This is a genomic window from Pseudomonas tructae (assembly GCF_004214895.1).
In the GTDB taxonomy this organism is placed as follows: domain Bacteria; phylum Pseudomonadota; class Gammaproteobacteria; order Pseudomonadales; family Pseudomonadaceae; genus Aquipseudomonas; species Aquipseudomonas tructae.
The window spans coordinates 396,373-419,332 of the sequence record NZ_CP035952.1; the positions used below are offsets into that span (position 1 = coordinate 396,373).

Annotated in this window: 22 protein-coding genes; 13 read left to right on the plus strand and 9 right to left on the minus strand. The window is 61.3% G+C overall.

The features are described 5' to 3' along the window. Positions 1 to 20: 20 nt before the first annotated feature. From EXN22_RS01900 to zur, 4 genes are all read right to left on the minus strand, one after another. Positions 21 to 734, minus strand: a complete 714-nt coding sequence (locus EXN22_RS01900; protein WP_130262200.1) for a PA5502 family lipoprotein — start codon at positions 732 to 734, stop codon at positions 21 to 23. A 132-nt stretch (positions 735 to 866) separates the two neighbouring features. After that, positions 867 to 1,649, minus strand: coding sequence for a zinc ABC transporter permease subunit ZnuB (gene znuB, locus EXN22_RS01905; RefSeq protein ID WP_130262201.1), 783 nt, complete (start codon positions 1,647 to 1,649; stop codon positions 867 to 869). Then, positions 1,642 to 2,421 (minus strand): zinc ABC transporter ATP-binding protein ZnuC, encoded by a 780-nt coding sequence (gene znuC / locus EXN22_RS01910; protein ID WP_130262202.1) that lies wholly within the window; start codon positions 2,419 to 2,421, stop codon positions 1,642 to 1,644. Before znuC ends, znuB begins: the two co-directional genes overlap by 8 nt. Then, complete coding sequence (gene zur, locus EXN22_RS01915; protein ID WP_130262203.1) at positions 2,421 to 2,903, minus strand: zinc uptake transcriptional repressor Zur; 483 nt, start codon at positions 2,901 to 2,903, stop codon at positions 2,421 to 2,423. The genes znuC and zur overlap by 1 nt, the downstream gene beginning before the upstream one ends. Positions 2,904 to 2,969: 66 nt before the next feature. Here zur and EXN22_RS01920 point away from each other — a divergent pair, with 66 nt between their 5' ends. Continuing rightward, complete coding sequence (locus tag EXN22_RS01920; protein ID WP_130262204.1) at positions 2,970 to 3,887, plus strand: zinc ABC transporter substrate-binding protein; 918 nt, start codon at positions 2,970 to 2,972, stop codon at positions 3,885 to 3,887. 63 nt (positions 3,888 to 3,950) lie between these two features. Here EXN22_RS01920 and EXN22_RS01925 read toward each other — a convergent pair whose 3' ends face one another. Together EXN22_RS01925 and EXN22_RS01930 are read right to left on the minus strand one after the other, a co-directional pair. Further along, positions 3,951 to 4,901, minus strand: a complete 951-nt coding sequence (locus EXN22_RS01925) for a homoserine kinase (protein WP_130262205.1) — start codon at positions 4,899 to 4,901, stop codon at positions 3,951 to 3,953. Between the two features lie 64 nt (positions 4,902 to 4,965). Next, complete coding sequence (locus EXN22_RS01930; RefSeq protein WP_115084447.1) at positions 4,966 to 5,253, minus strand: DUF2782 domain-containing protein; 288 nt, start codon at positions 5,251 to 5,253, stop codon at positions 4,966 to 4,968. 74 nt (positions 5,254 to 5,327) lie between these two features. Between EXN22_RS01930 and polA the strand changes: the two genes are divergently transcribed. Then, on the plus strand, positions 5,328 to 8,135 hold the full coding sequence (polA, locus tag EXN22_RS01935; protein WP_130262206.1) for a DNA polymerase I: 2,808 nt from the start codon (positions 5,328 to 5,330) through the stop codon (positions 8,133 to 8,135). Positions 8,136 to 8,437: 302 nt separating this feature from the next. Here polA and yihA read toward each other — a convergent pair whose 3' ends face one another. Further along, positions 8,438 to 9,070, minus strand: coding sequence for a ribosome biogenesis GTP-binding protein YihA/YsxC (gene yihA, locus EXN22_RS01940; protein ID WP_130262207.1), 633 nt, complete (start codon positions 9,068 to 9,070; stop codon positions 8,438 to 8,440). A 193-nt stretch (positions 9,071 to 9,263) separates the two neighbouring features. Here yihA and EXN22_RS01945 point away from each other — a divergent pair, with 193 nt between their 5' ends. The 7 genes from EXN22_RS01945 to EXN22_RS01975 all read left to right on the plus strand — a co-directional run bounded on the left by EXN22_RS01945 (position 9,264) and on the right by EXN22_RS01975 (position 16,458). Beyond that, positions 9,264 to 9,566: a c-type cytochrome gene (locus EXN22_RS01945; protein ID WP_130262208.1), complete on the plus strand. Its 303-nt coding sequence runs from the start codon at positions 9,264 to 9,266 to the stop codon at positions 9,564 to 9,566. A 33-nt stretch (positions 9,567 to 9,599) separates the two neighbouring features. Beyond that, positions 9,600 to 10,217 (plus strand): c-type cytochrome, encoded by a 618-nt coding sequence (locus EXN22_RS01950; RefSeq protein ID WP_130262209.1) that lies wholly within the window; start codon positions 9,600 to 9,602, stop codon positions 10,215 to 10,217. Between the two features lie 167 nt (positions 10,218 to 10,384). Continuing rightward, positions 10,385 to 11,014 (plus strand): thiol:disulfide interchange protein DsbA, encoded by a 630-nt coding sequence (gene dsbA / locus EXN22_RS01955; RefSeq protein WP_130262210.1) that lies wholly within the window; start codon positions 10,385 to 10,387, stop codon positions 11,012 to 11,014. 9 nt (positions 11,015 to 11,023) lie between these two features. Then, complete coding sequence (locus tag EXN22_RS01960) at positions 11,024 to 11,881, plus strand: endonuclease/exonuclease/phosphatase family protein (RefSeq protein WP_165392268.1); 858 nt, start codon at positions 11,024 to 11,026, stop codon at positions 11,879 to 11,881. Between the two features lie 27 nt (positions 11,882 to 11,908). After that, entirely contained in the window at positions 11,909 to 13,924 is a 2,016-nt protein-coding gene (locus EXN22_RS01965) for a diguanylate cyclase (protein ID WP_130262212.1), read from the plus strand. Positions 13,925 to 13,986: 62 nt separating this feature from the next. After that, positions 13,987 to 14,763 carry an N-acetylmuramoyl-L-alanine amidase gene (locus EXN22_RS01970; protein WP_130262213.1) on the plus strand — a complete coding sequence of 259 codons (777 nt, stop codon included), beginning with the start codon at positions 13,987 to 13,989 and terminating at the stop codon, positions 14,761 to 14,763. A 75-nt stretch (positions 14,764 to 14,838) separates the two neighbouring features. Further along, a complete protein-coding gene (locus EXN22_RS01975; RefSeq protein ID WP_130262214.1) occupies positions 14,839 to 16,458 on the plus strand; it encodes an EAL domain-containing protein in 1,620 nt (539 codons plus the stop codon). A 12-nt stretch (positions 16,459 to 16,470) separates the two neighbouring features. Here EXN22_RS01975 and EXN22_RS01980 read toward each other — a convergent pair whose 3' ends face one another. Next, a complete protein-coding gene (locus EXN22_RS01980) occupies positions 16,471 to 18,258 on the minus strand; it encodes a KinB sensor domain-containing domain (protein WP_130262215.1) in 1,788 nt (595 codons plus the stop codon). After that, positions 18,255 to 19,601: a sigma-54-dependent response regulator transcription factor AlgB gene (algB, locus tag EXN22_RS01985; RefSeq protein WP_130262216.1), complete on the minus strand. Its 1,347-nt coding sequence runs from the start codon at positions 19,599 to 19,601 to the stop codon at positions 18,255 to 18,257. The genes EXN22_RS01980 and algB overlap by 4 nt, the downstream gene beginning before the upstream one ends. Positions 19,602 to 19,917: 316 nt before the next feature. Between algB and EXN22_RS01990 the strand changes: the two genes are divergently transcribed. The 4 genes from EXN22_RS01990 to gltP all read left to right on the plus strand — a co-directional run bounded on the left by EXN22_RS01990 (position 19,918) and on the right by gltP (position 22,956). After that, positions 19,918 to 20,193: a hypothetical protein gene (locus tag EXN22_RS01990; protein WP_130262217.1), complete on the plus strand. Its 276-nt coding sequence runs from the start codon at positions 19,918 to 19,920 to the stop codon at positions 20,191 to 20,193. Between the two features lie 45 nt (positions 20,194 to 20,238). Then, entirely contained in the window at positions 20,239 to 20,403 is a 165-nt protein-coding gene (locus EXN22_RS01995; RefSeq protein WP_010222609.1) for a DUF1328 domain-containing protein, read from the plus strand. A gap of 2 nt (positions 20,404 to 20,405) precedes the next feature. After that, positions 20,406 to 20,876: an inhibitor of vertebrate lysozyme family protein gene (locus tag EXN22_RS02000; protein WP_130262218.1), complete on the plus strand. Its 471-nt coding sequence runs from the start codon at positions 20,406 to 20,408 to the stop codon at positions 20,874 to 20,876. 748 nt (positions 20,877 to 21,624) lie between these two features. Next, a complete protein-coding gene (gltP, locus tag EXN22_RS02005; RefSeq protein ID WP_130262219.1) occupies positions 21,625 to 22,956 on the plus strand; it encodes a glutamate/aspartate:proton symporter GltP in 1,332 nt (443 codons plus the stop codon). The last annotated feature ends 4 nt before the right edge of the window (positions 22,957 to 22,960 follow it).

Here is a 22,960-nt window from a genome sequence, read left to right on the forward strand (position 1 = left end):
CCACCTGGGCACCCTTGGGGTTACGGGCGGCGCGGGATCAATACGGCCTGGGCAGGCTGGTTGCGATGAATCTCGTGGCGCTGCTGCAAGGTAAACGTGCGGTCGATTTTTTTCACGCGTTTGCCCAACAGGGTTTGCAACCAGGGTGCGTCTTGCGTGCGCGGCACCTGAAACACCACGTCGCACTGGTAGTTCACGACATCGCTGGCGATGTCATCCAGTTGTTTGCGCATCTCACGAATGTTCGTGGTTTTTAGCGCAATCACAGTGCTCGGTGCGGTCGGGTCGATCAGCTTGGCGGCCGGACGGGCTTCGGCGGCTTTGAGCGCCGCCTCAGCCTTGTCCAGCTCGGCCTTGCGCGCTTGGGTGATCGCGCCGTTGACGCCGCCGGTGAGCGCTGGAGCCTTGGGCATCAAGGCACGGGCGCGGGCCAGGGCGGTAGCGGCGGCATTCACATCGCCCTTTTGCAGGACGATCTGGCTGCGTTGCAGATAGGCTTCGGCCAACTGACGCTGGTATTGCTCGATCCGGCTGTCATTGGGCGCCTGGCTTTGCAGGGTGGCGAGCTGGTCTTCGGCAGTGGCCAGCTCACTGCTGGCAATGCTTTGCTCCAGCTGCTGCCAGGCATCAGGCTGGGCAGTCCCGGCAGCGTTGTCGGCCGGGGTGCTGGAGCACGCGGCAAGGATCAGCGAAAACGCGGCAAGGAGCAGATAACGGGAGGCGAACGGCTTCATTCCTGCGACTCTCTATTTGCGCAAAAAGCGAGCAAGTCTACACCCAGTCCGCAGACTCGAAAATAACTCTTCAGGTGCCTGTGCGTTTTTAACTGTCGCAGGGTGCAACCACGGCGGCTGCACCCCTGGCCCTCAGCGCCGGGGCAGTGCCAGGCTCAGCAAGAATAGCACCGCGGCGCAGACCACGATGGACGGGCCGGCTGGCGTGTCCTTGAACCACGACAGCGCCAGGCCGCCGCATACCGCAGTAACCCCCAGCAGGCTGGCGCCCAGGGCCATTTGCTCTGGTGAGCGGGCGTGACGTTGCGCCGCAGCGGCGGGAATGATCAGCAGCGACGTGATCAGCAGCACGCCGACGATCTTCATTGCCACGGCGATCACCACGGCGATCAGCAGCATCAGTGCTAGGCGCAATGCAGCGACCGGCAAGCCTTCGACCATGGCCAGTTCCTCATGCACGGTGACCGCCAGCAATGGCCGCCACAACGCGACCAGCAACAGCAGCACCGCCGCGCTGCCACCGAGAATCCAGGCAAGATCCCCCGGGCTGATCGCCAGCAGGTCGCCAAACAGGTAGGCCATCAGATCGATGCGCACATCGTGCATGAAGCTCAGCACCACGAGGCCGAGGGACAATGTACTGGGTGCGAGAATCCCCAGCAGGGTGTCGGACGCCAGTGGCTGGCGCTGTTGCAGGGTCACCAGCAGGATGGCCAGCAACAGGCAGCCGACCGTCACTGCCAGGGCGGGGCTGACATCCAGCACAAAGCCCAGGGCCACGCCGAGCAGCGCGGCATGGGACAGGGTATCGCCAAAGTAGGCCATGCGCCGCCACACCACGAAGGAGCCCAGAGGGCCTGCAACCAGTGCCAGCGCCAGGCCTGCGAGCAGGGCGTAAAGCAGAAAATCAGCCATGCTTGCAGTGATCTCCGTGAACATGGCCGCCTTTGGCCGGGGCAACCACCGAACCATGCAGGTCGTGGGCGTGGTCGTGATGGTGGTGATAAATCGCAAGGCTCGGCGCGTTGCTGCCGAACAGCTCGACGAAGGCCGGGTCGCCGCTGACCTGCTCCGGGTGGCCGGAACAGCAAACGTGACGGTTCAGGCAGACCACCTGGTCGGTGGTGCTCATGACCAGGTGCAGATCGTGGGAAACCATCAACACGCCGCAGCCATGGCGATCGCGCAGGCGGGTGATCAGGCTGTACAGCTCGGACTGGCCGGCAACGTCGACGCCCTGCACCGGTTCATCGAGCACAAGCAATTCGGGCTCGCGCAACAGCGCTCGAGCCAGCAGTACGCGCTGCATCTCACCGCCGGAAATACCCTGGATCGGGTTGTCGATGACCTGTTCGGCGCCGACTTCCTTGAGCGCCGACAATGCGGCCGCACGGTCTACGCCGGGTACCAGGCGCAAGAAGCGCAGTACCGAGAGCGGCAGGGTGGCATCGACCTGAAGCTTTTGCGGCATGTAGCCAATGCGCAGCCGCGGTTTGCGCCAGACCGTGCCGCTATGGGGTTTGAGCAGGCCCAGCACGGCGCGAACCAGGGTAGTCTTGCCAGCGCCGTTGGGGCCGATCAGGGTGACGATTTGCCCGGGCTCGACAGCCAGGTCAATGCTGTCGAGCACCGCCTGGCCGGCGAAGCTGACGCCGACCTGTTCGAGGCGAATCAGCGCGTTGCTCATCAGGCGCTCCGGCAGTTGCTGCACAGGCCGACCACTTCGACCGTCTGTGCTTCGACGCGGAATCCGACCTCGTGGGCGCTGGCGACAATGGCGTCGCTGATGGAGCTTTGTTCAAGCTCGATGGCCACGTGGCATTCGCGGCAGATCAGGAACTGGCCCTGGTGCGCGTGCTCGGGGTGGCTGCAGCCGATAAAGGCGTTGAGCGAGGCAATGCGGTGCACCAGGCTGTTTTCCAGGAGAAAATCCAGCGCGCGGTACACGGTGGGCGGCGCTGCCCGGCGGCCATCCTGTTCGCTCAGTACGGCGAGGATATCGTAGGCGCCCAGCGGCTTGTGGCTCTGCCACACCAGTTCCAGCACCCGTCGGCGCAAGGCGGTCAGGCGCACACCCTGGCGTGCGCACAGCGCATCGGCCTCGGCCAGGGCGCTGTGCACGCAATGGGAGTGGTCGTGGGGGCGGTTGGCCAGCGGGGTTTTAGGCATGAGCGGCGACGGTTCTGATTGGAGACGTTATTATGTTACCTGTTTCAGCCCCTGTGAGTGGTCATCGTGTCCCGAATTTTTGCCCTTTTTGTCGCTTTTATCGCCACCCTGACGATGGCCCAGGCACAGGCCGAAGTGCGTGTGCTGACCAGCATCAAGCCCCTGCAGCAGATTGCCGCGGCGGTGCAAGATGGCGTCGGTACGCCTGAAGTGCTGCTGCCGCCAGGCGCCTCGCCCCACCATTACGCCCTGCGCCCTTCCGACGTACGGCGTGTGGGCGATGTTGAGCTGCTGTACTGGATCGGCCCGGACATGGAAGGCTTCCTGCCGCGCGTGCTCAAGTCCCGCAGCAAGCCGAGCATCGCCGTGCAGGACCTGCCCGGCCTGCAGCTGCGCCATTTTGGCGAAGACAGCCACTCCCACGATGAAGACCATGACGATCACGACCATGATCACCGCCCGGGCAGCCTCGATGCTCACCTGTGGCTGTCGTCGGTCAATGCACGGGTGATTGCGGCGAAGATGGTCGCCGACCTTAGCGCCGCTGATCCGGCCAATGCCGCACGTTATCAGAACAACCTCAAAGCCTTTGGCGAGCGTATGGATGCCTTGGATGCGCGGTTGAAACAGCGCATGGCGGGCATCAGTGGCAAGCCGTTCTTTGTTTTCCATGAAGCTTTTGACTACTTCGAAGCGGCCTACGGCCTGAAGCACACCGGGGTATTCAGCGTGGCGGCGGAGGTCCAGCCGGGTGCCCAGCACGTGGCGGTAATGCGCAAGCGTTTGCAGGAAGTGGGCAAAACCTGTGTGTTCAGCGAGCCGCCGCTGCGGCCACGACTGGCCCAGACGCTGACAGCGGGCCTGCCGGTGACCCTGGCCGAGCTGGATGCGCTGGGCGGGACGGCGCCTGCCAGTGCCCGGGGGTATGAGCAGTTGCTGGAGAAGCTGGGTAATGATCTGGCAGGGTGCCTGGAAAAATTGTGACGCCCTGATCGCGGGGCAAGCCCGCTCCAACCTATTGTAGGAGCGGGCTTGCCCCGCGCTGCTTTACAGCGCAAACGGCAAAGCAATCTCCACCTGCTGCCGCGCCGCCAGGCGCACTTCAAAGTCAGCCGGATCGTGAATCAGCACGTCCATCCCGGCAAACGACTCGGCGGCAATCAGGCGCGACAGCCAGAAGCGCACGCAGGCCAGGCGCAGCATCACCGGCCACAGGTGCGCCTCGGCCGAGGTGAACGGTCGCAGCGCCGCATAAGCCCCCAGCAACGCCCGCGCCCGCGGGCCGTCGATAACCCCGGCGTCATTGCAGCACCAGTCGTTAAGGGTGATCGCCAGGTCGTAGAGCATCGGCCCCGAGCAGGCGTTGTAGAAGTCGATCAGGCCAGTCAGGTGGGTGCCTTCGAACAACACATTGTCGCGGAACAGGTCAGCATGCAGGTTGGCCCGTGGCAGCGCCATGATCTGCGCCTGGTGCGCTTTGATCTCGTCCAGGCACGCCTGCAGCAGTTGGCGTTGTTCGCTGTTCAGGCGTGGCATCAGCTCGGCGCCGGTCTCCAGCATCCAATCCAGGCCACGGTCGGTCTTGCGTTCGAGCACGTTGTCGCGGGTGGCCAGGTGCAGGTGCCCGAGCAGTTCGCCCACCTGCACGCAGTGCTGGTTGTTGGCGACCTTGATGTGCTTGCCTGGCAGCCTTGGCTGCAGCAGCGCAGGCTTGCCGGCCAGTTCACGCAGGGCTACACCGGTGTTGTCGCGCAAGGCGTAGGGCACTGGCAGGTCGGCCTCGTGCAACACGTCGAGCAGTTCGATGAAAAACGGCAGGTCCTGGATCGGCCCGCGTTCGACCAGCGTCAGCACGTACTCCCCCTGTTCCAGGCTGACAAAGAAGTTGCTGTTCTCGGTGCCGGCGGCAATGCCCTGGAAGTCCCGCAGGCGGCCCAGGCCGTAGGGCGCCAGAAAGGTTTCCAGCTCAGGCCGGGTCAGGGGGGTGAAAACTGACATGATCAAAAATTGCCCATACGGGCACTTCAGCAGGGAAGTGCCAGGTTGATGTAAAGGGTACGGCTTACCACTCGAAGATTTTCCACGATGGGATCAGCATGTCCGGTTGGTCGGAACGGATGAAATTGCCTTCCGAACCATCAGCGCGTACCAGGAAGTAAGGTTTGCCACCTTTTGGGGTGACCTTGATTGCATACAGGAAGCCATTTTGCCGGTATTCCTGAATGGTTTTGTCGCCTTCCGTGCGAATGGTTACATCCGGATCAGCCGATGGCGCGTCATCCGCTGCCAGGGTGACGACCGGAGTGACTGCCAAGAGGCTGAGCAGCAACAGGCGATTTAGTGTACGCATGATAACCTTGTCCCTTTGTCGTCAATGTTCCGGACATTCTAGCGCCGGGCCCGTCGAAAAGGTTGATTCTGCACATGAGCCAAGCTCCCCTCGTCCTGGTGGACGGTTCCTCGTACCTGTACCGCGCCTTCCACGCGCTGCCACCACTGACTACCTCCAAGGGCATGCCAACCGGCGCGGTCAAGGGCGTGCTGAACATGCTCAAGAGCCTGCGCAAGCAGTATCCGGACGGCCTGTTCGCGGTGGTCTTCGACGCCAAGGGCGGGACCTTCCGCGACGAAATGTACGCCGAATACAAGGCCAACCGGCCAAGCATGCCCGACGACCTGCGTGTGCAGATCGAGCCGCTGCACGCCAGTGTGCGCGCCTTGGGCTACCCGCTGCTGTGTGTTGAGGGGGTGGAGGCCGACGACGTGATCGGCACCCTGGCCCGCAGCAGCGCCGCCGCCGGGCGTCCGGTGATCATCTCCACCGGCGACAAGGACATGGCGCAACTGGTCGACGGGCACGTTACGCTGGTCAACACCATGACCGGTAGCGTGCTCGACGTGGCTGGCGTGCACGAGAAATTCGGCGTCGGTCCTGAACACATCATCGACTTCCTCGCCCTGATGGGTGACAAGGTCGACAACATTCCTGGCGTGCCGGGGGTCGGCGAAAAAACCGCCGTGGGCCTGCTGACCGGTATTGGCGGTGGCTTGAGCGATCTGTACGAGAACCTCGACAAGGTTCCGAGCCTGGCCATTCGTGGCGCCAAGACCCTGCCGGCCAAGCTTGAAGAGCACCGTGACGCGGCGTTCCTCTCCTATGAGCTGGCGACCATCAAGCTTGACGTGCCACTGGACGTCGAGGTGGATGCGCTGGTCTGTGGCGAACCAGATTGCGATGCGTTGCTGGCCTTGTACACCGAGATGGAGTTCAAGAGCTGGATCGCCGATGTCCAGCGTGAGGCCAAGCGCCAGGAGCTGGCAGCGCCTGTGGCAAACAGCGAGTCGCCTGCCACCGGTGGTGGCGAGGTCGTCGTTGCAAGTGCGCAGGTCCCCGTCGAAACTACCTACGAGACCATCCTCGACCAGGCCCGCTTCGAGGTCTGGCTGGCCAAACTGCAGGCAGCCGAACTGATCGCCTTCGACACCGAAACCACGGGCGTCGATGCCCAGCAGGCGCAGTTGGTCGGTTTGTCGTTTGCCGTGCAGGCACATGAAGCAGCCTACATTCCGTTGATGCATACCTACCTGGGCGTACCGCAGCAACTGGACCGCGACACCGTGCTGCGCGCACTCAAGCCGCTGCTGGAAGACCCGAAGAAGCTCAAGGTCGGTCAGCATGCCAAGTTCGACATGAACATCCTGGCCAACTGCGCCTTGGGCGGCGACCCCGACGATGGCATCGTGGTGCGCGGGATTGCTTTCGACACCATGCTTGAGTCCTACGTGCTGAACTCCACGGCGACCCGCCATGACATGGACAGCCTGGCGCTGAAGTACCTCGACTACACCACTACCAGCTTCCAGGACATCGCCGGCAAAGGCGCCAAGCAGCTGACCTTTGACCAGATCCCCCTGGAACAGGCCGGCCCATACGCCGCCGAAGACGCCGACGTGACCTTGCGCCTGCACCAGACGTTGAGCACCAAGCTTGCGGAAATTCCGAGCCTGGCCGGTGTGCTGAGTGATATCGAAATGCCATTGGTTCCGGTTCTGGCGCGCATTGAGCGTCAAGGCGCGCTGGTCGACGCCGAGCTGCTCAAGGTGCAGAGCGGTGAGCTGGGCAAGAAAATGGCCGACCTGGAAGAAGAAGCCATTCGCCTGGCCGGTGAGCCGTTCAACCTCGGTTCGCCCAAGCAGCTGGGGGCGATTCTTTATGACAAGTTCGGCCTGCCGGTGCTGAAGAAAACCGGCAAAGGCCAGCCCTCCACCGCCGAAGACGTCCTTGAAGCCCTGGCCGAGGAAGGCTACCCACTGCCCAAGGTGCTGATGCAGTACCGCTCGATGAGCAAGCTCAAAAGCACCTACACCGATCGCCTGCCGGAGCAGATCAACCCGCGTACCGGGCGTATCCACACCTCTTACCATCAGGCTGTCGCGGCCACCGGACGTCTTTCCTCCAGTGACCCGAACCTGCAGAACATTCCGGCCCGCACGGCCGAGGGCCGACGGATTCGCCAAGCGTTCATCGCACCGCCAGGCTACAAGTTGCTGGCGGCGGACTACTCGCAGATTGAACTGCGGATCATGGCCCACCTGTCCCGTGACGAGGGACTACTGAATGCGTTCCGTGATGGTCTCGATGTGCACACCGCGACCGCGGCCGAGGTGTTCAAGGTCGAACTGGGCCAGGTGACTTCGGACATGCGCCGCAGCGCCAAGGCGATCAACTTCGGCCTGATCTACGGTATGGGTGCGAAAAAGCTCGGCAAGGATATTGGCGTCGACACCAAGGTGGCCAAGGCCTACATCGACGAGTACTTCGCCCGCTACCCAGGTGTTCGCGAATACATGGAGCGCACGCGTGGGCAGGCCGCCGAGCAGGGTTATGTAGAAACCCTGTTCGGCCGCCGGCTGTACCTGCCGGCTATTCATTCCAACAAGCCGCAGGAGCGCGCGGGTGCCGAGCGTACGGCGATCAATGCGCCGATGCAGGGCACGGCGGCGGACATCATCAAGCGTGCCATGGTGGCTGTGGATAACTGGCTGACCGATTCGGGCCTAGATGCTCGGGTCATCCTCCAGGTTCATGACGAACTGGTACTGGAGGTTCGAGAAGACCTTGTCGAGCAGGTTCGCGAGCAGATTCGCCCACACATGAGTGGTGCCGCTCAGTTGGATGTTCCGCTGGTGGTAGACGTCGGCGTGGGGTCGAATTGGGACGAAGCGCACTAAAAAAGCGCTTAAAATCGGGGAAAAGCTGCGGCATATCGTCGCGGCTTTTTGGCTGGCTCGGGGCCATTAGTGCCGGAAATTTCCGACCTATCGCAAATAGTTTCTAAACGTCCGGAACTAAACCGGTGAACCGCGACTCAGAGTATCTGAATGGCTGGTGAAGCCCTTCGATGCTCCTATGTTGTGTTAAGTGTTGGCAGATATCCGGACCCCGCCCTAGCGGTCCGGTACTTGAACCCCGAACTTCCCCCTCCCCATACGAAGTCCGGGGTTTTTTTTGCCCGGCGTTTACCGGGCGGCCCTTATTCGGCGGGCTTGTCCGGCAGTTCCATCCAGCGTGCCAGCACGCCGTAGGCCTCTTCCAGACCCTGGCGCTTGGGGGCCGAGAACAGCTGGATCGTAATGCTATCGCCCCAACCTTTGCGGATCTCCGACTGCACTTTGAGCAGGGTGTTCTTGGCCGCGCCAAAGGTCAGCTTGTCGGCCTTGGTCAGCAGGATGTGCATCGGCATGCCGGAGGCGCGCGACCAGTCGAGCAGCATCATGTCGAAGTCGGTCATCGGATGGCGCACGTCCATCATCAGGATCAAGCCCTTCAAGGCCTCGCGGCTGCCCAGGTAGGCCTCCAGGTGGCGCTGCCAGTGCTGCTTGAGCGGGATTGGCACCTTGGCATAACCGTAGCCCGGCAAGTCGACCAAACGCCGTTCATCGTCCAGACTGAAGAAGTTCAACAGCTGGGTGCGCCCCGGGGTTTTCGAGGTTCGCGCCAGGCTGGCGTGGGTCAGGGTGTTCAGGGCGCTGGACTTGCCGGCGTTGGAGCGGCCGGCGAAGGCTACTTCATAGCCCTGGTCGGGCGGACACTGGTCGACCTTGGCCGCGCTGATAGCGAATTTGGCCTGTTGGCAGAGGCCGAGGATGGGGTTTTTGACTTGCATGGGATATCCGGTGTGGGTGTTGCCAGAGGCGGGCTCGGCAAGCGGTGTCGTTTCCGTTTCAGTAACGGGAGTATATAATGCCCCAGATTTTGTGTGCGCATTATCCCAGCGTAGGAGGATGTGCACGGGGGCATCGGATTCAAGCTTGCGCATTAGAACGCAGTGCAGCCCCCAACCCTGAAAGGTCGTTCGCATGACGAAATGGCTGCTTGTTGTCGGTGTCTTGATACCGTTATTCAGCGCTCAGGCTACACAGGATCCCGAGGCGTTGTACAACCGCACGTGTGCGGCTTGTCACGCCGGGCAGCTGCCACAGGCACCGAAAGCAGGTGATCGTGCGGCTTGGGAGCCAAGACTGGCGAAGGGTATGGAGATGCTGGTGGTGCATGTCACCCAGGGTTTCAAGGCTATGCCAATGCGTGGATTGTGCATGGACTGCAGTGCCGAGGACTACCAGGCAATCATCCAGTGGATGAGCCGGAGTCCCGATACATAACTCTTTCACCCTTAGCCGTAGTTGGATTAGCTGATGAACAAACTACTCGTGAGTCTGCTGTTGACCTTGGGCATCACCGGTGTTGCCAATGCCGCAGAGCCTGTCAAAGGGGATGCCGCTGCTGGTCAGGCCAAAACTGCTGTATGTGGCGCTTGTCACAATCCGGACGGCAACAGCCTGGCGCCGAACTTCCCGAAACTTGCAGGCCAGGGTGAGAAGTACCTGGAAAAGCAATTGCACGACATCAAGTCGGGCAAGCGCACCGTGCTGGAAATGACCGGCATGCTGGCTGCGTTCAACGACCAGGACATGGCCGACATCGCCGCTTACTTCTCCAGCCAGAAAGGCAGCGTTGGCGCGGCTGATCCGAAGCTGGTCGAGCGTGGCCGCGCGCTGTTCAACGGCGGCGACGTCGAAAAAGGCCTGCCTGCCTGCACCGGCTGCCACTCGCCTAACGGCGCGGGTATTGCCCTGGCCGGCTTCCCGCACCTGGGCGGCCAGCACGCAAGCTACGTCGCCAAACAGCTGACCGACTTCCGCGAAGGCAACCGTACCAATGATGGCGACGCTACCACCATGCGTACCATCGCGGCCAAGCTGAGCAACAAGGACATCGAAGCGCTGTCCAGCTACATCCAGGGTCTGCATTGATCCGCGCTTTAACGCTGGGTTAATACTACGGCGCAAAGATGAAAAGGGTGGCTTCGGCCGCCCTTTTTTGTGCCCGCTGCCGTTACACTAACGAACTCGGGCCTGCCTCGGCCTGTCCTACGACAGGTCGCGCCAAGGCGACTCAATAGACTGCTCAGGAGTAAAGCATGCGTAATCTGATTCTCGGCGCCGCGCTGGTCACTGCCAGCCTCTTCGGCATGACTGCCCAGGCTGCCGATCCGGTAGCCTTCGACCAGTATACCGAGCTGAGCAACCCGGTTCCGGTGTCGGTACCTGGCAAGATCGAAGTGGTCGAGCTGTTCTGGTACGGCTGCCCGCACTGCTACACCTTCGAGCCGGTGATCAATCCATGGGTCGAGAAACTGCCGAAGGACGTCAACTTCAAGCGCGTGCCTGCCATGTTCGGCGGCCCTTGGGATGCCCATGGCCAGATGTTCCTGACCCTCGAAGCCATGGGTGTAGAGCACACGGTTCATGCGGCGGTATTCGAAGCCATCCAGATTCAGCGCAAGAAACTGACCAAGCCTGAAGAAATGGCCGACTTCCTCGCCACCCAAGGCGTCGACAAGGACAAGTTCCTTGCCACCTTCAACTCCTTCGCCATCAAGGGCCAGGTCAACCAGGCCCGTGAACTGGCCAAGAAGTACGAAATCACTGGCGTACCGAGCATGGTCGTCAACGGCAAGTACCGCTTCGACCTTGGCAGCGCCAAAGGGCCACAAGGCGTGCTGAATGTCGCCGACCACCTGATCGCCAAGGAGCGCGCCGCCAAGTAAGCGGCGCCGATCATGCGCCGCTGGAGAACCGAGCGTGGCATTGGCCTGCATGATCCGCAGGTCAACGAACATCACCTGCAGGCCAACGGCCTGCCTGAGGATGGTCGGCTGCGGCTGCTCAGTTTCAACATCCAGGTCGGCATCAGCACCGAGCGTTACCGCCATTACCTGACCCGCGGCTGGCAGCACCTGTTGCCGCACACCGGGCGGGCCGGCAACCTGCAGAAGATCGGCGACCTGCTCGCCGACTTCGACCTGGTTGCCCTGCAGGAGGCCGATGGCGGCAGCCTGCGCTCGGGCTACGTCAATCAGGTCGAGCACCTGGCACAACTGGGCGCCTTCCCGTACTGGTACCAGCAGCTCAACCGCAACCTCGGGCGCCTTGCCCAGCATAGCAACGGCGTGCTCAGCCGCTTGAAACCGCAACTGCTAGAGGATCATCCGCTGCCCGGCCCGGCTGGCCGCGGGGCGATCCTGGTGCGCTTCGGCGAAGGTGAAGACGCCCTGGTCGTGGTGATGATGCACCTGGCCCTGGGTTCCAAGACCCGCGCCCGCCAGCTTGCCTACATTCGTGAACTGATTGGCGGCTATCGCCACCAGGTGCTGATGGGCGACATGAACACCCACGCCACCGACCTGCTGGAACATTCGCCGCTGCGCGACCTGAGCCTGATCGCACCGCAGGTGCAAGCCACTTTCCCCAGTTGGCGGCCACAACGCTGCCTTGATCATATCCTGCTCAGCCCAAGCCTGACCCTGGAGCGGGTCGAGGTTCTGGCCCAGCCAATTTCCGATCATCTTCCGGTCGCGGTTGAGATTCGTTTGCCTGATGCCCTTGCTGTGGATACGCTGCCCGCTTTGAGCTAATTGCCATTACCCTCTGCGGACCCAGGCATGACCGACGAAGCCCAGCGCTGGAAAGAAAAATACCTCAAGAGTATCGAACAGCAAGAGAAGCTCGAGCGCCGTTGGGAGGCTCGTCTGGACTTGTTGCGCCGCGGCCTGGTGCGCAGCACGCTGGCGGCTGAAGGCAGCGATCGGGCGGTGGACCAGTGCATGAAGGAAATGCGCGAGGTCATCCGCACCGACAATATGGACGCCGCCCTCGCCGGCCTGATTCCGCGCCTGGAAAAGGCTGTGCTCGACTCCGAGCAACGTCGAGAAACCCGCATCGCCCAGGTCAGTACTGCGCTCACCTCGTTGGTTACCCAGCTACAGGCCTTGCCTTTGCCCAGCGAAGTCAGCCGGCCGCTGAAGAAGTTCGCCAAGCAGGTCGAGGCCCGGGCCAGTCAATCCAGGGAAGTACCCCTGTTGCTGGGGGAATTGAGCGGCTTGCAGGGTCAGGCGCTGTCGGCGCTGGAGCAGCCTGAAGAGGTGCAACGTCCAGGCTTGTTGCAGCGCCTGTTCGGCAACCGCGAAGCGGAAACCGAAGTCTTGCAGCCTGCCCTCGCTGGTCCGGCAACGCTGCCTGAACTCAGCGAAAAGCCTGCGCAGCTGGCGCTAGCTCATGTTGAGCCGGTGCCCTCGGTGCCTGTCGATGTCGACGAACTGCAGTCATTGCCGGTTGCTCAGGAACGGCTCATCGAGCCCTTTGAGTCCGCTGCAATAGAGGTCGAAGCTGACCAAGAGGCCGCACTGTCTGCCGTTGCGCCGACACCCCAGATGCTTGTCGATCAAACCGTCGAGCCCGCGCCACAACGACCACAGCCTGAAGCCGCACTCGAGTCGCCACCGGTGGACGCCGAGCAGGAAATCCTGGCGTTACTCGAGCACAGTCCGGACGAACCTGCGGTCGAGCTGCCTGAAATCGCCGCGCAGGACGACGAAGCAGCCCATTACGCCCTGCCGGACGGAACCGAGCCGACCTACAGCTCGGTGGCTGCGCACATCGAAGACACCTTGCTGGGTTTGCTCGACGACCTGACCCTGCCCGAGCGCTACAAGGCCCAGGCGCAGTCCATGCGCGAACGCCTGGAGCACGGGCTGAACTGGTACGAATTGTTGCCGGTCCTCGATGACCTGGCAGTGCTGATGCTGGCGATCAACGACAGTGGCCAGCACGAGTTCGAAGCTTATTTGCAGCAACTCAACGAGCGTCTGGAGTCGTTCCAGAGCCACTTGCATGAAGCCAGCGAAGGCCACGCAGACAGCACGTCGGCGGCACGCGACCTCGACAGTCAGTTGCGTGAGCACGTCGACAGCCTGCAAAGCAGTGTGCAGGGCGCTGCCGACCTTGGCAGCCTCAAGAATATCCTCGAAAGCCGCCTTGAAGGCTTGCTCGGCACCATGGATGAGCACCAGCAGCAGCGTGATCAGCGTGAGCAGGATATGGCCAACCGTTTGCAAGGCCTGGCCGAACGGGTGGCGAGCATGGAGCAGGAAGCCCTGGGTTACCGTGAGCACCTTGAGGAGCAGCGTCAAAAGGCCTTGATCGACCCTCTCACCGGCCTGCCCAATCGTGCCGCCTGGTCGGAACGGGTCGATCAGGAAGTACTGGAATGGCAGGAAAACGGCGGTCATCTGTTGATGGCGATCCTCGACCTTGACCATTTCAAGCGTATCAACGACGGCTATGGCCACCTGGCCGGTGACAAGGTGCTGAAGATCGTTGCCAGTGTGCTGCGCAAGCGTCTGCGCAGCCGAGACTTCATTGCCCGCTTTGGTGGCGAGGAGTTTGTCCTGCTGATCCCGCAAACTTCGCTGCCCGCCGGCTGCCAGTTGGCAGAGACCCTGCGTGCAGCCATCGAAGCCTGCCCGTTCCATTTCAAGGGCGAGCGGGTGACCATCACCCTGTCTATCGGCATCAGTGCATTTCGCAGCGGTGAGCGCAGCGAAGCGGTGCTCAAGCGGGCCGACGAGGCGCTGTACCGGGCGAAACATCTTGGTCGAAATCGCGTCGAACAGGGCTGAGTGGCATTGGCGAGGATGCGTTAAGCTTACGCTTTGCAGACTCTCATCACAGTGCCCTCCCCATGAAAGCGTTTTTCACCGCGCTCCTGCTGCTGACGCTGGCAGGTTGCGCCACTGGCTTGCGGATCGACCGCAGCCACACTTCTGCCAACCAGGACGAGCGTATCCAGTTCGTCGTCCTGCATTACACCAACGCCTCGCTGGAGCGCTCACTGGCTTTGCTGACCCATGGCGAGGTCAGCAGCCATTACCTGATCGGCGACTCGCCGGCGACGGTCTATCAACTGGTCGACGAGAGCCGCCGCGCCTGGCATGCCGGTGACAGCCAGTGGGATGGGCGTACCTGGCTCAACTCTACCTCCATTGGTATCGAGATCGTCAACCCAGGTTTTACCGACACACCCACCGGGCGGGTCTGGCATCCCTACACCGAGGCGCAGATCCAGGCATTGATCGTCCTGCTCAAGGACATCGTCGCGCGCAATCACATCCAGCCACGTTACATCATCGGCCACAGCGACATCGCGCCGCTGCGCAAACTCGACCCGGGGCCGATGTTCCCGTGGAAGCGCCTGGCGGATGCAGGGCTTGGGGTCTGGCCGAATGCCCAGGCCGTGGCCCGGCAGCAAGCCTACTTCAGCGTCAATCCGCCAAGCATCACCTGGTATCAGCAGCAGTTGAAGCGTTTTGGCTACGCCATCGAGCAGACCGGTGAGTACGATGTCAGCACCAAACATGTGCTGGCAGCGTTCCAGATGCGCTTTCGCCCCCAGCGTTTTGACGGGGTGGCAGATGCCCAGACCGCTGCTATGTTGCAGGTGCTCAACAACCGTCGTTGACATGCACCGCCCAACGGGCAGGCTGACTTGAGTGGCAGTTGCTATACCTTTTGGTATTCAACGGGATAATTCTTGATGTCAGCTGCCCTCTCCGTGCTGCGCCACTTGCTCTATCGTCCCTGGTTATTGGCCACACTCGCGGCTATGGCCAGCGCGATCCTGTTGCTCATGGCCAGTGTTGGCGTAGCAATGCACCAGATGCAGCAAAGCGAAATCGAGCAAATGAATGCCAAGGGCGAGCGTTTTCTCGCCCGCCTTGAGCAGATCTTCGGCCAACTGCGTGAAGGCGTCGACGAGCTTCAGGCGCAACCGGTGCGAGGTTGCGATGCCACCATGATGACGGCCTTGCAGCAGGTCGCATTCCGTTATCGCTTTGTCTATGAGGCCGCTTACGTCGATGGCAACATCGCCTGTTCCAACCGTGTGGGCGAGCGCACCATCAACCCGTTGCGTCCTGCCGACATTCAGGGGCCGACCTACAGCTACTGGCTCAACACCACCACCGAACCCGATGACAACCTGGCGGCGCTGATGCTTGGGCGTGGCAAGTTTCTGGTTGCCACCTCCCGTGGGCATATCACCGACGTGGTTGACTTGCCGCCTGAAGGCAGCCTGTTGGTGGTGCTCGACAACGGCACGCGCGCGGTACCGGTACTCGGCCCGCCGCAGGTCTGGCCGCCGTCCGCCGATTGGCCACCCGCCTCCAGTGGCTCGCTGCTGGAGTTGCCTGATCGGCTGATTTACCGCATGCCGACCAAGTCACCGGACTATCAACTGGTGTTGACTGCGCCGCGGGCCAGCTTGCCGTTGAAGATGAACGGGATTCTCTGGTTGCTGTTCCCGGGCAGTCTGGTATTGGCCTGGTGCATCGGCTGGCTGGTACTGCAGTTGATCCGACAGCGTCGCTCAATGAGTTCAGAGCTTCAAGGGGCGCTGCGCCGTGGTGAGCTGCAGGTGCTCTACCAGCCGATTTTCGAGCTCACCAGCCGCCGCTGTGTAGGCGCTGAAGCCCTGGTGCGCTGGCGTCGCTCGGATGGCACGCTGACCAGCCCGGAGCTGTTCATCCCGCTGGCGGAGAACACCGGGCAGATCCGCCAGATCACCGATTTCGTCCTGCAGCGGGTGCTGGAACAGTTGGGCCAGCTGCTGCGCGCCAATCGCCAGTTGTACATCTCGGTAAACCTTGCCGCTTGCGATGTGATGGTGCCCAGGATTGGCCGGGTGGCGGCGCGCCTGCTGGCCTTGCACCATGTTGCGGCCAGCCAGATCGCTTTCGAGGTCACCGAGCGCGGGCTGATCGACGTGGTGGTGGCGCGCGATAACCTGCAAGCATTGCGCGCGGTCGGGCATCAGGTGCTGATCGATGATTTCGGCACCGGCTATTGCAGCCTGGCCTACCTGCAAACCCTGCCGGTCGATTGCCTGAAAATCGACAAGGCCTTTATCGATGCCCTGGGCCATGACGCGGCCAGCAGCGGCGTGGCACCGCACATCATCCGCATGGCCCACGCCCTGCAGTTGCGAGTAATTGCCGAGGGCATCGAGTACGAAGACCAGGCCTTGCTGCTCAACAGCGAAGGGGTCAACTATGGCCAGGGCTGGCTGTTCGCGCATCCGCTCAACGCCCGGCAATTCATCGAGCTGATCACCCGCGGTCGACGCCTGGGCCCGCGCCGCATCGACGACGAAGCCTGAGCGTTAGCTGTTTCAGACCGGCAGGGCCATGTAGAACTGCGTGCCCTGGCCGGGCCGCGAATACACGCCCATACGCCCGCCATGCAACTGGACGATCTCTTTGCACAGCGCCAGGCCAAGGCCGGCACCGCCTTTTTTGCGTCCGACCTGGACGAAAGGCTCGAAAATCCGACCCTGTTGGCCGTAAGCGATGCCCTCACCGTTGTCTTCGATGCTGATGATCACTCGCTCAGCGTGGCGGCGCGCATGCAAACGAATACGTCCGGCAATGGGTGTATGACGCACGGCGTTGTCCAGCAGATTGTCCATGACCCGGTCCAGTTGCGCGGGGTCCGCCTGGATGCGTGGCAGCGGTGTAGCGAGCTCGACCTGCAGCTCGATCTGTTTGTCACTGGCCACGGCGGCAAAACGTTCGCAGGCACGGCCCAGCAGTTCATCGATGGCACAGGGGGTGAGCTCAAGCTTTTGTAGACCGTTCTGGTAGCGGGAGAAGTTCAGCAGGTCATTGATCAACTGGGTCAGGCGCTGCATTTCTTCGCCGATGGTCTGGCACAGGTCTGCTTCGCGTGAGCCCGTGGCAACGCTCAGACGCTCACGCAACAGGCCGAAGGCCATGTGCATGCCGGTCACGGGTGTGCGCAGTTCATGGGAGGCGCGCAGGACGAATTCGCTGCGTACCCGTTCGAATGCGCGCTGTTCCGTGACATCGTGCAGCACCATCACCGCACCGAGGATTTGCCCTTGTGGGTGGCAGACGGGGGTGAGGCTGTAGGAAAGCAGGCGGATCTCTTCATCTATTTCCAGGCTGAGGTCATCGGGCACCCGCTCCAGGGTGCCGCCGCGCAACACCAGGCGCAGTTGCTCATCCAGCTCCGGGCGTTGCAGGGCATCGCCCAGGCCGCTGCCCAGGCGCGCATCTTCCCAGCCCAGCTGGCGTTGGGCGACCGGATTGAGGTGCTCCAGATGGCCCTGGCGATCGATGATCAGCAAGCCGTCGTCGATACTGTCGAGCACCGCTTGCAAGCGCTGCTGGCCGGCCAGTACTTCGTCGATGTTGGTCGCCTGATGTTTGCGCAAGGCTTCGGCCATCAGGCCAAAACGGCGAGTTAGCTGGTTCAGTTCAAGCGCATGGGACACCGGCAGGGTGACGTCGAAGTTGCCTTGGCCGATCTGGTCGGCTGCCTTGGCCAGTGCTTCGATCGGTTGGCCGACCCGTCGGGCAATGCCATGGGCGGTGACAAAGCCGAGAATCAAAACGCTCAGGCCAACCAGGCCCAGCAAGCCGCCAATCAGCAGGGCACGGTCATGGGCTTTTTGTTCGCTCTCGTTGATGTGTTGCAGGGCGCGTTTGTGCGACTCGACCAAATCGCCCCGCAATTGATTGAAGGCATGGCCCAACGGCTGCTCGGCCCCCAGGCTTTTCGACGGCGCGCTGCTGCTGCGATAGGCCTGCAGGAATGCCTGGTAATCGACGTTGGCTTTGGTAAAACCCTGGTCACCAGGGCTGTCGTCGTCATGATTGATGCCCTCGTCCAGCAATTGCTGGAACTGCCTTTGCAGGTCCTCCAGGGCGGGCTTATCTGCAGAGTCGTCCAGCAGCAGGGACAGTTGCTCGCCCAGGTTCTGGCGTAGCTTCAGGCCCAGGTCAAGGGTCACCGAGTTGTCGCGCACCAATGCCTGCTGCGCGCTGGCCATTTGCAACACGCTGACCAGGCCCAGCAACAAGCCAAACAGCGCCACGGTGATCAGCGCCGAGATGCTGAGGAAAAGCCGCGTGCGCAGCTTCATCGCCAACGTCATAGGTTGTACTGCTTGCGTTTGCGGTACAGGGTCGAGGCATCGATACCGAGGGTTTTGGCGGCCTGGTCGAGGGTTTCGCTGGTGGCCAGAATTGCGCCGATGTGCGCGCGCTCCAGTTCATCCAGGCTTAGCGCTGCGCCAACACGAGGGGCATTGCTGGCCGGTTGTTCGGCCATGCCCAGATGACTGATTTCGACGCGCTCCTGTGCACAAATGATGCTTGCCCGCTCGACCACGTTGCGCAGTTCGCGAATATTGCCCGGCCAGCGATAGTTGAGCAGCGCGGCGCGCGCCTCGTCGCTGAACGCGCGGGCCGGGCGTGAGTACTCCTTGACGAAGCGGGCGAGGAAGCGATCGGCCAGGGTGAGGATATCTTCGCTGCGCTCGCGCAATGGCGGCAGGTGCAGGGTGATGACGTTCAGACGGTACAGCAGGTCTTCACGGAAGCGGCCTTCACGGACCATGTCTTCAAGGTTGAGGTTGGTCGCGGCCAGAATGCGCACGTCGGCGCGGCGGGTCACCGGGTCGCCGACGCGCTCGTATTCCTTGTCCTGGATAAAGCGCAGCAGCTTGGGTTGCAGGGTCAGCGGAAAATCGCCGATCTCGTCGAGAAACAAGGTCCCCCCGTCCGCCTGGCTGACCCGGCCCAGGGTGCTTTCGCTGGCGCCGGTAAAGGCGCCGCGGCTGTGGCCAAACAGTTCGCTTTCCATCAATTCGGCGGTTAGCGACGGGCAGTTGATGGTCACGCAGGCCTTGCGCGCACGTTTGCTCCAACCGTGAATGGCGCGGGCCAGTTCGCCTTTGCCGGTACCGGACTCTCCAAGAATGAGGATGTTGGCGTCGGTGGTGGCGACCTGGCGGGCGGTTTCCAGCACCACCATCATGGCCGGGCTGTGCGAGTCGAGGCCGTCCTTGGGTTTGCGTACTTCACCTTCCAGCGCTTCGAGGCGCGCCGATAACTGGCGGACTTCCAGTTGCTTGGCGGTCGCCAGGCGCAGTTGGTCCGGGCTGCACGGTTTGACCAGGTAATCAGCGGCGCCGGCCTGAATCGCATCAACCGCGGTGTCGACTGCCGAATGCGCGGTGACGATCACCACGCGCATCCACGGTGCCTGGATGCGCATCTGCGCCAGCACATCCAGACCATTGTCCTCACCCAGGCGCAGATCGAGGAAACACAGGTCGAAGACTTGCCGCTGCAACAGGGTTTCGGCTTGCACCGCGCTGTTGGCGGTGGCAACGCTGTAGCCTTCATCTTCGAGACAGTAACGGAAGGTTCGCAGGATGGCGGACTCATCGTCGACCAGCAGAATACGGCCTTGATGTTCCTGAGGTGACTCCATTTCCTACGCTCCTTTTAGAATGCTCTAGGTTTAGTGTCGGAAAAATCGGGCAAGTTGCATGGTTCATTCTGATTCATTCCGTTGCCTGCAGGGTAGTCGCTTGCCTGCTAGTTATCCGTCGAAGTTATCCACAGGGCTGATCATGCAAAACGCACGAACCTCTAGGTCCAATCGTGCAGGATACGTTTCAGGGTGGCTTGAGCTTTTCTCTTATCTATCTGGTTTTTAAAGATAAAAATTGTTTTTGAGACTGGCATGCCTGCTGCAATGACTACATCAAGTTAACAATAAACAAACGCAGCAGGAGGAGCACGGCATGAACCGTCAATCCGCCACCCCAGTACAGGTGTCTTCACTGCCACAGCGTCAGGCTCTGTTGTTCAGTCTGGCCCTGCTGCTGACCCTGATTGCCGGGCAGCTTTACAGCAGTTGGGAAGCGGCGCGTAGCGCCGATCAACTGGCTGCCCAGGTGGCGCAGGTTCAGGCGCTTCGCTCGGTTGCTCCCCTGCCTGCCAGGATCTTGCAGGCAACGTCTGTCACTGCCCCGGCTGTGGTTGGCGCTGCTGTACCACGTGATCGCTGGGTGTTTTAAGCGAGCATCCAGGAACTTCTTTCAAAAACAGTAAGGAGAATCACCATGTTGAGTTGGGCCATCACCTTCCTGATTATCGCCATTGTTGCTGCCGTGCTGGGCTTCGGTGGTATCGCCGGCGCCGCTACCGGTATCGCGAAGATTCTGTTCATCATCTTCCTGGTGCTATTTGTGGTGTCCTTCTTCTTCGGTCGCCGCGGTAGGGGTTGAACATGAGCACAACGCTAGGCAGAGCCCTGGTTGTCGCCCTGATGATGGGCGGCAGCGCAGTGGCAATGGCGGCCAATGACGGCCAGGTCCGGGCCAACCAGATTCTTGGCTCGGACCCTGAATACCGGGAAACCTGGCAGGACGTGGTGAAAAACGAGGAGCGCTTGCCTGAATGGGTCCTCAACCTGAGTGGGACTGCCGAGCAACAGATGTCGGCGGTTGAGGAGGATGGCGACAAGTATCTGGTCGGGCCGCTGTGCGAGTCTGAGCAGAAATGCCTGAACAAGCGTCTGATCGTTGCTTTCAGTTGGGATAAGGACGAAGCCTACGGGATGTTGATCGAAGTGCCCGAAGGTCTGCCGTCCGATAAGTCGCCCACACGCCACGCCGACTACCGCTGGCTGGGCAAGCCGGACGAAGGCATGCAAGCACTGCTCAAAGAGCAACTCAAGCGTGATCCAAACTGGTACTGAGGGGTTGCTCGCTCTTCAGTACATATATAGAAGCTGAACCTTTTCCCATTTCAGGCTTCTATGCTGCGCCACCCGAGGAAGGCAGGCGCATGATCAAGGGGCCGGGCTGCTCTGATTGTTTCAGGATCGGAGGGGCCTAGGGGTACAGGGAGTGCCCCCGATGAGGGCCGGGTCAGGTCAAGCGGTCGCGGAAGTTGCAGGTCGGGCAACCACCTTCAGGTGGTGATGCCTGACCGGACTTCCGTAGCGCGCTGTGAGGCAATCGCCTTTACCCCGTAGCAAATTCCTTTTTTCCTACCGAAGCTGTCGACGCATATTTCTGCCCGACCGTACATCGATATTTTTTCGCCCCGCCGCCCTACCAAAGTCGAAGCAGTTTCATGCATTCGGATTGTCGAACAAAGGCTTTGGCCACGCACCTGGATACCTCTAAATCTGCCGGATTATGGCGCTTTGGTCATCGTCGGATTTCCGAACGGTAAGCGAGTAACCCATTGTGACGTACGTTTTGGCTGATAAACCTCATGCCGATTCGGCATGGGGTAGTCGTTTACGGCATTAGACGGAGCCCCCCTGCGTGGGAATAGTTGCGCCTTTTTTCGCTGGCCTGAGCGTTCCTACGCTCGCTTGCGGTGACCTTTTACGATGTCATCGGCAGATAACAAAATACGATACAGATGGCTGGCAATAGCTCTGGATCGCGGTTATCAGCCTGGTGGCCGTTTCCACCTGAAGAAAAGGTAACGACATGAAGAAGGCAAAGCTAAGCCTCGCCTGGCAGATCCTCATCGGTCTGGTACTGGGGATTGCAATTGGCGCTTTACTGAACCATTTCAGTGCAGAAAAGGCATGGTGGATCAGCAACGTCCTGCAACCTGCTGGTGACATCTTCATTCGCCTGATCAAGATGATCGTCATCCCGATCGTGATTTCGTCGCTGATCGTGGGTATCGCCGGGGTTGGCGATGCGAAAAAACTCGGCAGTATTGGCCTTAAGACCATTATTTACTTCGAGGTGGTGACCACCATCGCCATCGTCGTCGGCCTGGTGCTGGCCAACTTGTTCCACCCGGGCGCCGGCATCGACATGAGCACCCTGGGTACCGTCGACATTTCCAAGTATCAGGCCACGGCGGCCGAAGTTCAGCACGAGCATGCGTTCATCGAGACCATTCTCAACCTGATCCCGTCGAACATCTTCGCAGCGCTGATGCGCGGTGAGATGTTGCCGATCATCTTTTTCTCGGTTCTGTTCGGCCTGGGCCTGTCGAGCCTGCAGGCAGACATCCGCGATCCGCTGGTGAAAACCTTCCAGGGCGTTTCCGAAGCCATGTTCAAGGTCACTCACATGATCATGAACTACGCGCCAATCGGTGTGTTCGCGCTGATCGCCGTGACCGTCGCCAACTTCGGCTTCGCCTCGCTGCTGCCGTTGGCCAAGCTGGTGCTGCTGGTGTACTTCGCCATCGCCTTCTTCGCCTTCATGGTGCTTGGCCTGATTGCCCGCCTGTTCGGCTTCTCGGTGATCAAGCTGATGCGCATCTTCAAGGACGAACTGGTACTGGCCTACTCCACCGCCAGCTCCGAAACCGTGCTGCCGCGCGTGATCGAGAAGATGGAAGCTTACGGCGCGCCGAAAGCCATCTGCAGCTTCGTGGTCCCGACCGGCTACTCGTTCAACCTTGACGGTTCGACCCTGTACCAGAGCATCGCGGCGATCTTCATCGCCCAGCTGTACGGCATCGACCTGTCGTGGAGCCAGCAGTTGCTGCTGGTCCTGACCCTGATGGTCACCTCCAAAGGCATCGCTGGTGTGCCGGGTGTTTCCTTCGTGGTCCTGCTGGCTACCCTGGGCAGTGTTGGCATCCCGCTGGAAGGCCTGGCCTTCATTGCTGGTGTCGACCGCATCATGGACATGGCCCGTACTGCGCTCAACGTGATCGGCAACGCCCTGGCGGTACTGGTTATCGCCCGTTGGGAAGGCATGTACGACGATGCCAAAGGTCAGCGCTACTGGAACTCGCTGCCGCACTGGCGCAGCAAGGAAGCCGTACCGGCTGGCAAAACTGCTAGCAAGTAATGAT